The organism is Curtobacterium sp. JUb34 (assembly GCF_003755065.1).
Taxonomy (GTDB): domain Bacteria; phylum Actinomycetota; class Actinomycetes; order Actinomycetales; family Microbacteriaceae; genus Curtobacterium.
In genome coordinates, this window is record NZ_RJVH01000002.1 from 666,235 (window position 1) to 680,672 (window position 14,438).

Annotated in this window: 12 protein-coding genes; 3 read left to right on the plus strand and 9 right to left on the minus strand. The window is 72.8% G+C overall.

The window, feature by feature from the left end; translation table 11 throughout:
* Window positions 1-93: 93 nt before the first annotated feature.
* From EDF63_RS09635 to EDF63_RS09645, 3 genes are read left to right on the plus strand one after another with little or no spacing between them, the layout of a single operon-like run.
* On the plus strand, window positions 94-1,242 hold the full coding sequence (locus EDF63_RS09635) for an amino acid ABC transporter permease (RefSeq protein ID WP_260233042.1): 1,149 nt from the start codon (window positions 94-96) through the stop codon (window positions 1,240-1,242).
* Window positions 1,242-2,015 carry an amino acid ABC transporter ATP-binding protein gene (locus EDF63_RS09640; RefSeq protein WP_123312804.1) on the plus strand — a complete coding sequence of 258 codons (774 nt, stop codon included), beginning with the start codon at window positions 1,242-1,244 and terminating at the stop codon, window positions 2,013-2,015. The genes EDF63_RS09635 and EDF63_RS09640 overlap by 1 nt, the downstream gene beginning before the upstream one ends.
* Before the next feature lie 52 nt (window positions 2,016-2,067).
* Window positions 2,068-3,099 (plus strand): ABC transporter substrate-binding protein, encoded by a 1,032-nt coding sequence (locus EDF63_RS09645; protein ID WP_123312805.1) that lies wholly within the window; start codon window positions 2,068-2,070, stop codon window positions 3,097-3,099.
* 399 nt (window positions 3,100-3,498) lie between these two features.
* Here the strand turns inward: EDF63_RS09645 and EDF63_RS09650 are convergent, their stop codons facing one another.
* From EDF63_RS09650 to EDF63_RS09690, 9 genes are read right to left on the minus strand one after another with little or no spacing between them, the layout of a single operon-like run.
* Window positions 3,499-4,695, minus strand: coding sequence for an LLM class flavin-dependent oxidoreductase (locus EDF63_RS09650; protein WP_123312806.1), 1,197 nt, complete (start codon window positions 4,693-4,695; stop codon window positions 3,499-3,501).
* On the minus strand, window positions 4,692-6,356 hold the full coding sequence (locus EDF63_RS09655) for an ABC transporter substrate-binding protein (RefSeq protein WP_123312807.1): 1,665 nt from the start codon (window positions 6,354-6,356) through the stop codon (window positions 4,692-4,694). Before EDF63_RS09655 ends, EDF63_RS09650 begins: the two co-directional genes overlap by 4 nt.
* Entirely contained in the window at window positions 6,353-8,059 is a 1,707-nt protein-coding gene (locus EDF63_RS09660; protein ID WP_123312808.1) for an ABC transporter ATP-binding protein, read from the minus strand. The genes EDF63_RS09655 and EDF63_RS09660 overlap by 4 nt, the downstream gene beginning before the upstream one ends.
* Window positions 8,056-8,949 carry an ABC transporter permease gene (locus EDF63_RS09665; protein ID WP_123312809.1) on the minus strand — a complete coding sequence of 298 codons (894 nt, stop codon included), beginning with the start codon at window positions 8,947-8,949 and terminating at the stop codon, window positions 8,056-8,058. The genes EDF63_RS09660 and EDF63_RS09665 overlap by 4 nt, the downstream gene beginning before the upstream one ends.
* Window positions 8,946-9,974, minus strand: a complete 1,029-nt coding sequence (locus tag EDF63_RS09670; protein WP_123313134.1) for an ABC transporter permease — start codon at window positions 9,972-9,974, stop codon at window positions 8,946-8,948. The genes EDF63_RS09665 and EDF63_RS09670 overlap by 4 nt, the downstream gene beginning before the upstream one ends.
* Window positions 9,971-11,011 (minus strand): LLM class flavin-dependent oxidoreductase, encoded by a 1,041-nt coding sequence (locus tag EDF63_RS09675; RefSeq protein ID WP_123312810.1) that lies wholly within the window; start codon window positions 11,009-11,011, stop codon window positions 9,971-9,973. Before EDF63_RS09675 ends, EDF63_RS09670 begins: the two co-directional genes overlap by 4 nt.
* Window positions 11,008-12,444 (minus strand): NtaA/DmoA family FMN-dependent monooxygenase, encoded by a 1,437-nt coding sequence (locus tag EDF63_RS09680; RefSeq protein ID WP_123312811.1) that lies wholly within the window; start codon window positions 12,442-12,444, stop codon window positions 11,008-11,010. Before EDF63_RS09680 ends, EDF63_RS09675 begins: the two co-directional genes overlap by 4 nt.
* On the minus strand, window positions 12,441-13,655 hold the full coding sequence (locus EDF63_RS09685; protein WP_123312812.1) for an LLM class flavin-dependent oxidoreductase: 1,215 nt from the start codon (window positions 13,653-13,655) through the stop codon (window positions 12,441-12,443). Before EDF63_RS09685 ends, EDF63_RS09680 begins: the two co-directional genes overlap by 4 nt.
* Before the next feature lie 10 nt (window positions 13,656-13,665).
* Window positions 13,666-14,142: a carboxymuconolactone decarboxylase family protein gene (locus tag EDF63_RS09690; RefSeq protein ID WP_123312813.1), complete on the minus strand. Its 477-nt coding sequence runs from the start codon at window positions 14,140-14,142 to the stop codon at window positions 13,666-13,668.
* Between the last annotated feature and the right edge of the window lie 296 nt (window positions 14,143-14,438).

The window sequence follows — 14,438 nt, forward strand, 5'->3', positions numbered from 1 at the left end:
ATGCGCGACGCGACTGTGACGCCGCGTTCCGCCCCGTAGCGGTGTGTTGCACCGTGCGTTGTCCAGGCACCGCGACCCTTCTACGGTCGCGACATGACCGACACCAGAACGGGACCGCCCCGGGACGCGACCAGCGCCGTCGCCGGGACCGATGCGGTCGACGCGACCAGCGTCGACGACGCGGCCGGATCGCGGGGCGCACCACGGGCCTCCCGGACGACGGACGCGACCGTCGACGCGGCCGGACGCGCCGCGCTCGACCGACCCGTCGTCCCGTTGCGGCACCCGCTGCGCTGGATCGCCGCAGCCGTCGTGCTGGTGGTGCTCCTGAACTTCGTCGAGACCCTGTTCACGAACGAGTCGTGGGGCTGGCCAGCCGTCGGGAAGTGGCTGTTCAGCCCGGCGATCCTGACCGGCCTGCAGCTCACGCTCGTGGCGACGGCCCTCAGCGCGGTCATCAGCTTCACCGGCGGCATCGTCGTCGCGATCGCCCGGCTCTCACGCAACCCGGTGCTGTCCGGGCTGGCGTGGGGGTACGTCTGGCTGTTCCGCTCCGTGCCGCTCATCCTGGTGCTCGTCTTCCTGTACAACCTCGGGTCGCTGTACCCGACCATCGGCATCGGGATCCCCTTCGGGCCGCAGGTCGAGGTCACCACGGCCAACGTCCTCGGCGACCTGGCGATCGGCGTGATCGGGCTGAGCCTCAGCGAGATCGCCTACGCGTCCGAGATCGTCCGTGCCGGGGTGCTCGCCGTCGACCACGGCCAGCACGAAGCCGCGCAGGCGCTGGGGCTCCCCCGCCGTCGCCAGTTCGTGCGGGTGATCCTGCCGCAAGCACTGCGGTCGATCGTGCCGGCGTTCGTGAACCAGGTCGTCGGGCTGCTCAAGGCGTCGTCGCTGCTGTTCTACGTGTCGCTGCTCGACCTGTTCGGCGTCGTCCAGAACCTGTCCAGCACATACCCGACCGACATCATCCCGCTGCTCGTCGTCGCGACGCTCTGGTACCTCGCGCTCACCAGCGCGGTGTCGGTCGTGCAGTACTACGTCGAGCGGTGGACCGCTCGCGGGTCGGTGCGGGCGTTGCCGCCCACGCCGTTCCAGCGGGTGCGGGCCGCGGTGCGTCGCGGTTCCGGACGCGGGCCGGGTCGACCTGGAGGCCCGGATCGCGCCCGGCAGGCCGCCTCCGCCGCGGCCGTGGTCGCGTCCGGCCCCGGTTCCACCATCGACGACAGGACCATCTGATGAGCGCGGCGATCAGCATCCACGGAGCCGTCAAGGCGTTCGGCGACACGGTCGTCGTCGACGGCGTCGACCTGTCGTTGCCGTCCGGGAGCGTCACCGTGGTCCTGGGTCCCTCGGGCTCCGGCAAGTCCACGCTGCTGCGCGCGATCAACCACCTCGAACCACTCGACCGCGGGGTCGTCACGGTCGGCGGCGAGACCATCGGCGTCCGGCTCCGGACCGGGCGCGACGGCATCCCCCGGTACAAGGAGCTGCCCGAGCGCCTGATCCTGCGGCAGCGGTCGCGGATCGGGTTCGTGTTCCAGCACTTCAACCTGTTCCCGCACCTGACCGCGCTCGAGAACGTGGCCGAGGGGCCCATCGCCGCCGGGGTCCCCCGTGCCGTGGCGCGCGACCGCGCAGCGGCTCTGCTCGAGCGCGTCGGACTCGGCGACCGTGGCGACACCCGGCCGCGACAGCTCTCCGGCGGGCAGCAGCAGCGCGTGGCCATCGCGCGGGCGCTGGCGCTCGAGCCGTCGGTCGTCCTGCTCGACGAACCGACCTCGGCGCTCGACCCGGAGCTCGTCGGCGAGGTGCTCGGGGTCATCCGGGGGTTGGCGGACACGGGCACCACGCTCGTCATCGTCACCCACGAGATCGCCTTCGCCCGCGAGGTCGCCGACCACGTCGTGTTCCTCGACCACGGCCGCGTCGTCGAGCAGGGCTCCCCCGCCCAGGTGCTCGACGATCCGCAGCACGCTCGCACGCGGGACTTCCTGTCCCGCGTCCGCTGACGCGGTCCCCTCGACGTTCCTTCTTCCCCTTCCACCCGATCCCAGGAGAACCATGTCCATCACCACCCCTTCCCGCTGGCGGACCCGCGCCGGCGCCCTCGTCCTCGCCACCGGAGTCGTCGTCGCCCTCGCCGGGTGCGCCACGTCGGCGACGGCCGGCTCCGGCTCTGGCTCTGGCTCCGGCGCGTCCGACGGCACGGTCACGATCGGCGCCGCGTCGAACGGTGCCGCCACCGAGACGAAGGTCACCGTCGACGCGGACGAGAAGCTCCACGACGAACTCCCCGCGTCGATCAAGAAGTCCGGCAAGCTCGTCGTCGGCATCGGTGCGCTGCCGGCCGGGTTCCCGCCGCTCGCGTTCACCGGCGACGACCAGAAGACGCTGACCGGCTCCGAGCCCGACCTCGGCCGGCTCGTCGCCGCGAAGCTCGGCCTCGAGGTCCAGGTCGAGAACGCCACGTGGGACAACCTGTTCGTCGGGATCGACGGCGGCAAGTACGACGCCGGGTTCTCGAACATCACGGTGACCGAGCAGCGCAAGGAGAAGTACGACTTCGCCTCGTACCGCCAGGACAACCTCGCGCTGCAGGTGCCGGAGGACTCCTCGTTGACGTTCGACGGCGACCCGTCCGTGCTCGCCGGCAAGACCGTCGCGGTGAGCTCGGGCACCAACCAGGAGCTCATCCTGCTCGGCTGGAAGGCCGACCTCGCGAAGCAGGGCAAGACGATCACGATCAAGTACTACCCGGACGGCAACGCCGTGAAGCTGGCACTCGACTCCGGCAAGATCGACGCGTACTTCGGGCCGAACCCGACGGTCGCGTACCAGAACACGTTGAGCGCGGACGGCGCGAACCCGACGAAGACCGCGGGCACGTTCTCCGGAGCGGGCGGCGACCTGCAGGGGCTCATCGCGGCGACGACGAAGAAGGACAGCGGGCTCGCCGAGCCCATCGCGGACGCCATCGACGAGCTGATCGACGACGGCACGTACGCGAAGTGGCTGGGGTCGTACAACCTGTCGAACGAGGCCGTGGAGCACTCCGAGGTCAACCCCGAGGGGCTGCCGCTCGACGCGAGCTGAGGGCCGGGCTCGGGCTCGCGCTCGGGTCCGTCCGACTCGGAACGACTCCCTCGATGTCGCACGACGTCGAGGGAGTCGTTCTGTGCGTGCGCGGGCGGTCGGCGCCGACGCGGAACGACATCGTCGACGTCGGACGACGACCACGGTGTCGCTCGTTGCGCGTGCATCGTCCGACACTGCACGAGGTGATCGACGCCTCGACCGTCGGAACATGCGCGCGCATCGGCCGCACGGGCCGCACGCCGAACGACATCGTCGACGTCGCACGACGACCACGGTGTCGCTCGTTGCACGCGCCGACACTTGCACGCGCGCACGAACGACGAGCCCGATGTCGTGCGACATCGAGCTCGTCGTTCCGGGTCGACACGGACCAGGCCGGTCAGCGCACCAGTGCGGTCAGCGCACCCCGGCACCCACGCCAGCCCCCGCACGCGCAGCACCAGTACCAGCGCCAGCACCGGCACCACCACCAGCACCCCGCGCGGCCCACTCCGCCGCGAGCAGCTCGTACGAGCGCACCCGGGCGTCGTGGTCGTGCGTGATCGTCGTCACGAGGAACTCGTCCGCGCCGGTCGCCCGCTGCAGCACCTCGAGGCGGTCGGCGACGGCCGTGGCATCGCCGACGAACCGGGTGGCGAGCCGATCGGCGACCGACGCCGCCTCCGCCGCAGCGAGCGGCGCAGCCCGTGCCGCGGACGGCGTCGGGTACTCGATCGCCCCGACGCCGGAGCGGATCGAGTGCACCCACTCCGCGTACCCGAGCGACAGCTCCGCGGCCTCGGCCTCCGTGCGCCCGACGACGACGTCCGCCGACACGATGACGCGCGGTGCCTCGAGCACCCCCGGGCGGAACGCGTCGCGGTAGGCCTGCACCGACGCCAGGACCGTGCCGGGTGACGTGTGGTAGTTCGCGCCGTACGGCAGTCCGAGTGCTCCGGCGACCCGGGCGCTCTCGCCACCGGTCGACCCGTGGATCCAGAGCTCGACGGCGGCTCCGGTGGCGGGCGGCGCCTCGACGACGGCGCCGTCCCGCGACCAGGTGCCGGCGAACAGCGCACGGACGAGGTCCAGCTCGCCCTCGAACCGGTCGACGTCGCCGGGCACCCGCCCGAGCAGCTCCGCCTGCAGGGCGAACCGGCTGCCCGGTGCGATGCGGAAGTCGAAGGGTGCGGGGACGAGCAGTCCGTCGACGACCTCGTCCGACCGGGGCGCGAGCGACGGCGGCTTCGGGGTACCGGGAGCCGGCGCCCCGGAGCGGCCGAGCCCGAGGTCGATCCGCGGCCCGTACAGCGCAGCGAGGGTGCCGAAGGTCTCGGCGATCTGCAGCCCGCGGACGTTGCCGACGAGCGTCGCCGCACTGCCGACTCGGATCGTGGACGTGGCGGCGGCGACCGCACCGATCACGATGGTCGGCGCGCTGCCGGCCACCCCGGGGTTGAGGTGGTGCTCGGCGAGCCAGTAGCGGGCGTACCCGGCGCGTTCCGCGGCGACGGCCAGGTCGACCGTGCGGTGCAGCGCCGTGGCGGCGGACGACCCGGCGGTGACCGGCACCAGGTCGAGCACCGAGAGCGGCGCCCGTCCAGCGGCGCTCACGACGCGTCCTTCCACGCGCCGGTCAGCTGGTCGAGCCGGGTGTCGGCCCCGAACACGATGCCGTGCACGTCCGTCGCGGGCGCGATGATGCTGGTGAGTTCGTGCACCGGGACGAAATCGACCTGGGACGCGATGCGCTGCTGGATCTCCCCGAAGGTGGCCGACCGGTCGGACGCCGACGACTGGGACAGTTCCTTCGTGAACAGCGCGTCGAGCGTCGTGTCCGACGCACCGATCGACTGGGCGCCCGAACTGGAGAACTTCGACCGCAGGACGTCGCCGTCGGCGCGCGAGCTGTTGTCCCACGACAGGTCCCAGTCGCCGCTCGTCAGGTTGGCGAGGTACTGCGGCACGGTCCCGCTCTCGAGGGTGACGCCGACGCCGACCTTCCCGAGCTCCTGCTGGATCAGCTCGAGGGACGTCTGGTTCGGTCCGAAGTTCGTGATCCAGACGAGCTTGAGCTGCAGCTTCGTCCCGTCCTTCGAGCGGATGCCGTCGGAGCCCTTCTTCCACCCGGCGTCGTCCAGGGCGGCCGCCGCGGCCTTCGGGTCGTACGCGGCCGAACCCGACGACGTGTCCGAACCCGACGACGTGGCCGAACCCGACGACGTGTCCGCGTACCCGGGTGTCGTCGACCCGAGGACCGAGTCCGCGACCTTGAACAGGTCGTTCAGTGCGGTGTCGCGGACCGCCTTCGGGTCGACGGCCTGGGCGATCGCCTTCCGGACGACCAGGTCGGACACGATCGGCCGCTTCTGGTTGAACGTCAGGCCGAACACCTGGCCCGGGTTGGCGCGGGTGACGAGGTCGTACTGCGCCTGCAGGGTGTCGACGTCGCTCGGCTGCACGCTGCTGATCGCGTCGAGCTGGCCGGACTGCAGGCTGCCGGTGCGGACGCTGGCTTCGGGGACGACCTGGAACGTCACCTCGGACAGGTGCGCCGCCCCGGCGTTCGACCGCGCGGCGGGGCCCCAGTCGTAGTCCTTGCGCTTCGTGAGGACGGTGGAGGTGTTCTTCGTGTACGACTGCAGCGTGAACGGCCCGGTGCCGATCACGGCCTTCCCGTCGGCACGGTCGTCGAACGGGGTCTCGGTGGTCTTCGGGGCGACGATGCCGAGGGCGACCGACGCCGTGGCGTTCGGGAACGCGGCGTTCGGCGTCGAGAAGTCGACCTCGACCGTGTCGTCGTCGACGACCTTCGTCCCCGTGTAGCCGGAGAAGTACGCGGCGGCCGTGCTCGATGCGCCGGCCGAGGCGATGTCGTCGAAGGTGTCCTTGACGGCCGTCGCGTCGAACGCGGTGCCGTCCGAGAACGTGACACCGGAGCGCAGGTCGAACGTGAACGCGGTGGCGTCGTCGTTCGCCGAGTACTTCGTCGCCAACCACGGCTTGAGCGAGCCGTCGGACGGGTCCTGCCAGAGCAGCGAGTCGACGAGCTGCCGCGTGATCGCGAGCGTGTCGTTGCCCGCGCCGGTGCCCGTCGGGTTGAGCGTGATCGGGTCGTTCGCGATGGCGTAGGTGAGCGAGCCGCCGTCGACGGGCTTCGACGACGAGGACGTCGACGCGGTACCGCCCGACGAGCAGCCCGCCATGACCAGTGCCGCCGCGGTGCCGGCCGCGATCGCGGCCACCAGACGGAACGGGGTGCGGTGGGTGGTCATGAGACTCCTTCGGTGGTGGGGACGCGCCGGGAGCGTCCCGGGATCGCGTCGAGCAGTGCGCGCGTGTACTCGTGCTGCGGGTCGTGCAGCACCTGCGCCACATCGCCGTGCTCCACGACACGGCCGCCCCGCAGGACGGACACCTCGTGCGCGATGCGACGGACGACGGCGAGGTCGTGCGAGATGAACAGGTAGGAGACGCCGAGCGTCGACTGCAGCTCCGCGAGCAGGTCGAGGATCTGCGCCTGGACGGACACGTCGAGTGCGGAGACCGGTTCGTCGAGGACGATGAACGACGGATCGAGTGCGAGCGCGCGGGCGATCGCCACACGCTGCCGCTGTCCGCCGGACAGCTCCGCCGGTCGACGACCGAGCACGGACGACGGCAGCGCGACGAGGTCGAGCAGCTCCGCCGCCCGTGCCGCGCGGGACCGCCGGGTGCCGATGCCGAAGGCCGCGAGCGGGTCCGCGATCACCGCCCCCACCGACAGCCGCGGGTGCAGCGCCGCGTACGGGTTCTGCTGCACGATCTGCGCCTGCCGCCGGTACGCCCGCAGCGCCGCACCGCGGGCTCCGCCCACGTCGGCGCCGTCGAACCGCACACGGCCGGCGTCCGGGCGTTCGAGTCCGAGCACGAGGCGCGCGGTGGTCGACTTGCCCGAACCGGACTCCCCCACCAGCGCCAGGGTGCGGCCCCGCGGGACGGTCACGTCCACCCCGTCGACGGCGGTCACGCGGTCGAAGGACTTCCGCAGTCCGGTCGCGACGACGAGTGGGTCGGGGCGTCCGGACGGGAGGCCCGTGGTGTGTCCCACGGACACGGTCACGTCGTCGAGACTGGGCGCCGCTGCGATCAGTGCGCGCGTGTACGCCTCACGGGGTGCGCCGAGCACCTCGGCCGGGGTGCCCTGCTCGACGACCCGCCCCTCGGACATCACGACGATGCGGTCGGCCCGGTCGGCGGCGACCCCGAGGTCGTGCGTGATGAACAGCACGCTCGTGCCCCGTTCGGCGACGAGCCGGTCCAGGTGGTCGAGGATCGTCCGCTGGACCGTGACGTCGAGCGCGCTCGTCGGTTCGTCCGCGACGAGCAGCTCCGGGTCGCCGATCAGCGCGATCGCGATGAGCACCCGCTGCCGCATGCCGCCGGACAGCTCGTGCGGGTACTGCCGCGCGCGGAGTTCGGGTCGGTCGATGCCGGCACGGCGGAGCTCCTCGACGGCGCGTTCCCGAGCCTCGGCACCGGTGGCGAGCCCGTGGATCCGGAGCACCTCGGCGACCTGGGTGCCGATCCGCGTCACGGGGTTGAGCGACACCGTCGGGTCCTGCGGCACGAAGCCGATCCGGATGCCGCGCACGGACCGCACCTGGCGGTCGGTCGCGGTGACCAGGTCGAGGTCCCCGGATCCGTCGGCCGCCCCGGAGAGCCGCACCGTCCCCACTGGCTCGGCCGTGCCGTCGCTCCGCAAGCTCCGCGACGCCCCGGAACCGGCCAGCGTGGCCCCACCTCCCGTCAGGTCCGCCGCTGCGGGCAGGAGCCGGAGGACCGCGTGCGCCGTCGTCGACTTGCCCGAACCGGACTCGCCGACGATGGCGACGCGCTCGCCGCGGCCGACCTCGAGCGAGACGCCGTGGAGCGCGGTGCGCGCACTGCTGCCGCGACCGTAGGTGACGGTCAGGTCCTGGATGCTGAGCAGGCTCATCGGACGGCCCTCCGCTCGGTGTCGAGTGCGCGGGCGACGCGGTTGCCGGCGAGCACCGTGACGGCGATCACGAGGCCGGGGATGGTCGTGAGCCACCACGAGGACGCGATGAAGTCGCGCCCGGTGGCGACGAGGGAACCCCACTCGGGCTGCGGTGGCTGCGCGCCGTACCCGAGGAAGCTCAGGCTGGAGACGGCGAGGATCGCGGTGCCGAACTCGAGGGCGGCGAGCACCAGGACGGGCCCGGCCGCGTTCGGCAGCACGTGCACGAGCAGCACGCGCCACCAGCGGTTGCCGTTCGCGCTCGCCGCCTCGACGTACGGCGCGGTGCGGACCCGGACGACCTCGGAGCGCATGATGCGGGCGATCGTGGCGATGCTCGCGACGCCGACCGCCACCGCGACGTTCACGGTGCCGAAGCCGAGCACGGTGACGATCGTCAGCGAGAGCAGCAGGCTCGGGATCGCGAGCAGGACGTCGGCGACGCGCATGAGCACGGCGTCGACGACCCCGCCGACGAAACCGGCGACGAGCCCGACGGGCGAGCCGCCGACCAGGCCGATGACGATCGCGAGGACCGCGGCCTGCAGTGTGAGCGCGGTGCCGTGCACGACGCGGGCGTACAGGTCACGGCCGAGCTGGTCGGTGCCGAACCAGTGCGCGGCGTCGGGAGCGGTGAGCTTGGCGGCCGGGTCGGCGGCGAGCGGGTCGTGGTGGGTGAGTGCTCCGGGCAGGAGCGCGGCGAGCACGACGAGGGCGAGCCAGACGAGCGCGACGGTGAGCGTCGGGCGGGCGACGAGCGCACGGAGCGCTGTCGTGGTGCCGCCGGGGAGGCGGTCAGTGGCGAGCGACGCGGGGCGCCCGATGGCGAGCTGCGTGGTCTCGGTCATGCGGGGACCGCCTTCGGTTCGGTGGCGCTGGACGGGGTGGCGTCGGGCGTCGCGCCCGGTGTCGCGCCGTCCTGGTCGCGGAGCTTCCGACGGCTGCCGGCGACCACGACGCGCGGGTCGAGCAGCGGGTACACGAGGTCGACGACCAGGTTCACGACGACGAAGATCGCGGCGGCGAGCAGCACGATGCCCTGCACGACGGGGATGTCCTGCTGCTGCACGGCGGTCGCGGTGACCCGACCGAGGCCTGGGCGGGAGAACACCGTCTCGGTGACGACGGTGCCGGAGAACAACTGCCCGACGATGAGTCCCGTCACGGTGAGTGCGGGCAGCGCGGCGTTCTTGAGCGCGTGCCGGAGCTGGACCCGCCAGCGTCCGGCGCCCTTGGCGTACGCGGTGTCCACGTAGGGCTCACGGAGGGTCTGGACGAGGGACTTCGACAGCAGCTGGGCGATCGTGGCACCGGTCGGCAGCGCCAGGGTGATCGCCGGCAGGACGACCGACGCCGGGCCCTCGGCACCGAACGCCGGGAACACGTGCAGCCCGAACGAGAACCACTGCACCAGCAGCAGCGCGAACCAGAACCCGGGGACGGCGACGCCGATCGGGGGCAGCTGGAGCAGGAACTGGCCGAGGGCCCGGTTCCGGGTCCACGTCGCCAGGACCGCGATCCCGCCGCCGAACACGATCGCGAGCACGAGGCCGGCGACCGCGATCTGGGCGGTCGGCGCGATCGCTTCGCCGATGACGTCGGCGACCGGTCGACCGACGCCGATCGAGCGGCCGAGGTCGCCGGTGAGCAGGGCGCCGAGGTGTTGGACGTACTGCACGAGCACCGGCTGGTCGAGGCCGTACTGGTGCCGGAGCGCGTCGAGCTGCGCCGCCGTGACGTCGGTGGCGTCCGGACCGACCATGATCCGGGCCGGGTCGCTCGGCAGCACGTAGAGGACGAAGAACGAGATCGTCCACGCCGCCCAGAGCACGAGCACGGCCTGGCCGATGCGGGAGAGCAGGTAGCGGGTCATGCGGCGACCACCCCCTGCGGCGTCGACCGAGCCGTCCGCGCCGCCCACCCGAGCGCCGGTGCGACCTTCGCCACGACGTCCGAGACGATCTGCTCGTACTCGTCACCGGCGAACTCGTAGGGCAGCTCGATCCGGAACTCGTCGACCTCGGCGAGCGTGGCGTCGTGCACGAGCTGCTCGACGATCTGCTCGGCGGGCCCCACCAGGTCGGCGGAGAACAGGGTCCGGCGCGGTCCCTGGGGCGCGGTCTGCCGTGCGAGACGGGACTCGGACCAGGTGCGGTACCGCTCGCGCGAGACCCGATCGGCCGAGTCGGTCGGGACGACGCACCGGCCCCAGGCCACGCGGGGCGTGCGACCGGTCGGCAGCGCGGCACGGTACGCCACGAGCTGGTTCCGCTGGGCGGTGCCGTAGTCGTCGGTGCCCTCGCCCGAGGTGAGGTTGCCGAGCAGCAGGTTGAGCCCGGAACTGCCGGCGAAGGAGGCCGACCGGAGCGACCCGCCGCCGTACCAGACCCGGTCGACCAGACCCGGCGCGTACGGCTGCAACCGGGGGCGCTGGACGTTCCCGGGGCTCTGGATGACGATGTCGTCCGCGCCGAGGAACGCGCCGCGCAGGTTCTCCACGAACCGGGACACCCGCCCGTACCCGCGGTCGAAGGCGCGCCAGTCACCGTCGAACACCAGGTCGCCGAGGATCTCGGCGTGCGGCGAGCCGGTGGACAGCCCGACCTGCAGCCGCCCGTGCGCCAGGACGTCGGCGAGCGAGAAGTCCTCGGCCAGGCGGAAGGGACTCTCCCACCCGATCGGCACGACGGCCACGCCGAGCTCGATGGACGTGGTGCGCTGCGACGCCGCCGCCAGGAAGACCGCGGCCGAGCCGATGCCGTGCTCGAGGTGCCGGTGCCGGACCCAGGCGCCGTCGACGCCGAGCCGCTCGGCCGTGGCGAAGAGGTCGAGGGTGGCCTCGAGACCGTCGACGGGGGCGTCGTCCTCGAAGTTGCCGGGGACGAGGATCGCGAGGCTGGAGATCGTCACGCGAGCACCCCGGCGGACGCTGCCGCACGCGCCGGACCCGCCGCAGCGGCCGTGCGTGCGGCGGCCGATCGGTCGCGGATCGTGCCGGGCAGGTCGAGCGTCTGCCGGAGGGTCGCACCCTCGTCGTAGGACTGCCGGTAGACGCCGCGCTCCTGCAGCAGCGGGACGACCGTGTCGACGAACTCGTCGAGGCCGTACGGGTTGGTGTGCGGCACGACGACGAACCCGTCGGTGGCGCGCTCCTGCACGTACCGGTCGATCTCGGCGGCGATGTGCGACGCCGTCCCGACGAACCCGCCGCGGGTCGAGGCGCGGATGACGAGGTCGCGGATCGACAGGTGCTCGGCCTCGGCCAGGTCCCGCCAGGACCGCACCAGGGCGGGGACGTCGCGGGTGTGCCGTGCGCGCCCGCGGGTGATCGCGGTGCCCTCGTAGTCGGGCTCGATCGTCGGCAGCGGGCCGTCGACGTCGTACGACGACAGGTCGCGGTTCCAGACCTGCTCGAGGAACGCGATCGCCGTGGCCGGGCTGACCTGGGCGCGACGGATGGCGTTCGACCGCTCCTCGGCGTCCTCCGCCGACGAGCCGATCACGAACGTCGCACCGGGCAGGATCTGCAGCTCGTCCTTCGACCGTCCGACCCGCTCGAGCCGCTCGGTGACGTCGCGGTAGAACGCCTGCGCGTCGTCGAACTCGGTGTGCAGCGAGAAGATCACCTCGGCGTTCGCGGCGGCGAGGTCGCGCCCCTCGTCGGAGTCACCGGCCTGCACGATCACCGGGTGCCGCTGCGGACTGCGGGGCACCGGGAACGTGCCGGTGACGTCGAACTGCGGGCCGTGGTGGTCGACGTCGTGGATGCGGGACCGGTCGGCGAACACGCCGTCCGCCAGCGCGCCGCCCGCGGCGGTGCCGGCAACGACGGCGTCGGCCTGCCACGAGTCCCAGAGCTCGCGGGACACCGCGATGAACTCGGCGGCGCGCGTGTACCGGTCGGCGTGGTCGAGGAACCCGCCGCGGCGGAAGTTCGCGCCGTGGAACGCGTCCGAGCTCGTCACGACGTTCCACCCGGCACGACCGTCGGTCAGGTGGTCGAGCGTGGCGAGCTGCTTCGCGAGTTCCACGGGCTCGTTGAAGGTCGTCTGCAGGGTGCCGACCAGACCGATGTGGTCGGTGACCCCGGCCAGGGCGGCCAGGACCGCGAGGGTGTTCGGACGCCCGACGACGTCGAGGTCGTGGACGCGGCCCTTCTGCTCGCGGAGCCGCAGGCCCTCGGCGAGGAAGAGGAAGTCGAAGAACCCGCGCTCGGCGTTGCGGGCGAAGTGCTCGAACGACGAGAACGCGATCTGGCTCTCGGCACGGTCGTCGCTCCAGATCGTGGTGTTGTTGACGCCCGGGAAGTGGGCGGCGAGGTGGACCTGACGCTTGGTGCTCATGCTGAGACCTCCACGGAGACGGAACCGACACCAGTACCGGTGACGGAAGGACGCGCGTACCGGCTGACCGCCGGGGCGATGCCGAGCCGCGTGCGCAGGTCGGCGGTGGGACGGGACGCCACGTCGGCGCGGAGCCCGGCGGTGACGAGCGCGGGGACGAGCTGCCGCGCGATGGCGGTGCTGTCGAGCGGGATACGCAGGGGGCGCAGCCGGACGCCGGCGAAGCCGAGGCTCCGCAGGTCCCCGATCAGCGACACCAGTTCGGGCACCGTCGTCGCGAGCACGGACGTGTCCGACGCCCCCGCGTACGCGCTCCCGGCAGCGCCGTCGAGCGCGGCGAGCTCGTCGGCCGCGGCAGCGGACGACGACCCGATCAGCACCGCGAGGTCGGCGAGGACCGGACGACGGACGTCAGACCCGGCCACCTGCTCGAGGTGACGGACCTCGTCCAACAGGTCCCGCGCCTCCCGGCCCTGGTAACCGGGCGTGACCAGCACGACGTCCGCAGCGTCCACGGCGAATGCCGCAGCGTCGGCGCGGTGGGCCAGCGCGAAGACCGGCGGCCGGCCCTGCGGCGACCGCGGCACGATCGACGCGCCGTGGACGGACAGGTGGCGGCCCGCGTACTCGGCGTTGTGGATGCGGTCGCGGTCGATGAACCGGCCGGTCGTGACGTCGCGGATGATCGCGTCGTCGTCCCAGCTGTCCCACAGGCGGGAGACGACCTCCGCCGCCTCGCGGGCCTCGTCGAACAGGGTGGCCGCGTCGTCGCCGCCGGGTCGACGGCCGAACAGGGCCGCCTCGCGGGTCGTCGGACTCACCTGGATCCGCCAGCCGGCTCGCCCGAGCGAGACGTGGTCGAGGGTCTGGAGGCCCGTGGCGACGTGGAACGGCTCGGTGTGCGTCACCGAGACGGTCGGCACCAGACCGACGGCGCGGGTCGCGGGGGCGACCGCGTTCGCGACGAGGAGGGCGTCGAGCCGTCCGACGACGGTCGTGGTGTCGAGGTCGTGGTCGGCAGCCGTCGGGCCCGCGGTGAACGAGTCCTCGATGGTGACGGCGTCGATGCCGAGACGGTCCTGTTCCACGACGACGTCGCGCCAGTGCCGGAGGCTCGACAGGCGCTGCGCGACCGGGCCGGCGACGCGCCAGGCGGCGGGGTGCCAGCCGGCGCCCTGCAGCGCGGTGACGAGGGTGATGCGGTCGGGCATGGCGGTCCTCCTAGTGGGTGTGCGCGGCGTGGTCGGCGGCGGCCGGTGCCGAGTCGGCGGGGGTCGCGTGGGCGGGGGCCGCGTGGGCCGGGGTCGCATGGGCCGGTGCCGCGTCGGCCGGTGCCGCGTCGGCGGGGGTCGCGTCGGCGGGGGTCGCGTCGGCGCCGAACTTGAAGCCGAGTCGGCCGTGCGCGAACCCGCCGCCGGCGCGGATCGCGGTGGCGACCCAGGCGGCCTCGGCGAGCTCGGCCTCGGTCGCGCCGGCCGTCACGGCGCGCTGGCTGTGGCCGTCGATGCAGTAGACGCACTGCGTGGTGATGCCGACGGCGAGGGCGATGAGCTCCCGGTACTTCAGCGGGATCGCGCGGCCCTCGGCCTGGAACACCGACTCGTCGAACTGGACGAAGGCCTTGAGGATGTCCGGGGTCTGCTGCTTGTAGACCTTCGTGAAGGTCTTGTCCTGCTCGCGGTCGAGGTAGTCGGTCATGTCGGCGACGCTAGGGCGGTCGTGGCCCCGAGGCGACGGGTGTTGCGGACCGTGACCGGCGGTGTCGCCGTGTGACGCGGGCCGCAGCGCCGGCCGTCACACGGCGTCACGCGGGGTGCGGGACGCGCGGTGCGGTCGGTGCGGGACGCGCGGTCCGCACGGTGCGGCTTCCGTCGGTCGGTGCGAGGTTGCTCGCACCGTGAGCGGCTGCGAGCCCGCACGGTGCGACCAACCTCGCACCGTGTGAACGCACGCGCACGGTGCAGCAGCGCGGCCGTACCGCGGACCGCGCACCG

What these genes read in the sequence shown, in the direction of transcription:
- EDF63_RS09680 (WP_123312811.1), bottom strand. Translation starts at nt 12,444, where the DNA reads ATGAGCACCAAGCGTCAGGTCCACCTCGCCGCCCACTTCCCGGGCGTC.
- EDF63_RS09645 (WP_123312805.1), top strand. Translation starts at nt 2,068, where the DNA reads ATGTCCATCACCACCCCTTCCCGCTGGCGGACCCGCGCCGGCGCCCTC.
- EDF63_RS09660 (WP_123312808.1), bottom strand. Translation starts at nt 8,059, where the DNA reads ATGAGCCTGCTCAGCATCCAGGACCTGACCGTCACCTACGGTCGCGGC.
- EDF63_RS09690 (WP_123312813.1), bottom strand. Translation starts at nt 14,142, where the DNA reads ATGACCGACTACCTCGACCGCGAGCAGGACAAGACCTTCACGAAGGTC.
- EDF63_RS09655 (WP_123312807.1), bottom strand. Translation starts at nt 6,356, where the DNA reads ATGACCACCCACCGCACCCCGTTCCGTCTGGTGGCCGCGATCGCGGCC.
- EDF63_RS09685 (WP_123312812.1), bottom strand. Translation starts at nt 13,655, where the DNA reads ATGCCCGACCGCATCACCCTCGTCACCGCGCTGCAGGGCGCCGGCTGG.
- EDF63_RS09635 (WP_260233042.1), top strand. Translation starts at nt 94, where the DNA reads ATGACCGACACCAGAACGGGACCGCCCCGGGACGCGACCAGCGCCGTC.
- EDF63_RS09665 (WP_123312809.1), bottom strand. Translation starts at nt 8,949, where the DNA reads ATGACCGAGACCACGCAGCTCGCCATCGGGCGCCCCGCGTCGCTCGCC.
- EDF63_RS09640 (WP_123312804.1), top strand. Translation starts at nt 1,242, where the DNA reads ATGAGCGCGGCGATCAGCATCCACGGAGCCGTCAAGGCGTTCGGCGAC.
- EDF63_RS09670 (WP_123313134.1), bottom strand. Translation starts at nt 9,974, where the DNA reads ATGACCCGCTACCTGCTCTCCCGCATCGGCCAGGCCGTGCTCGTGCTC.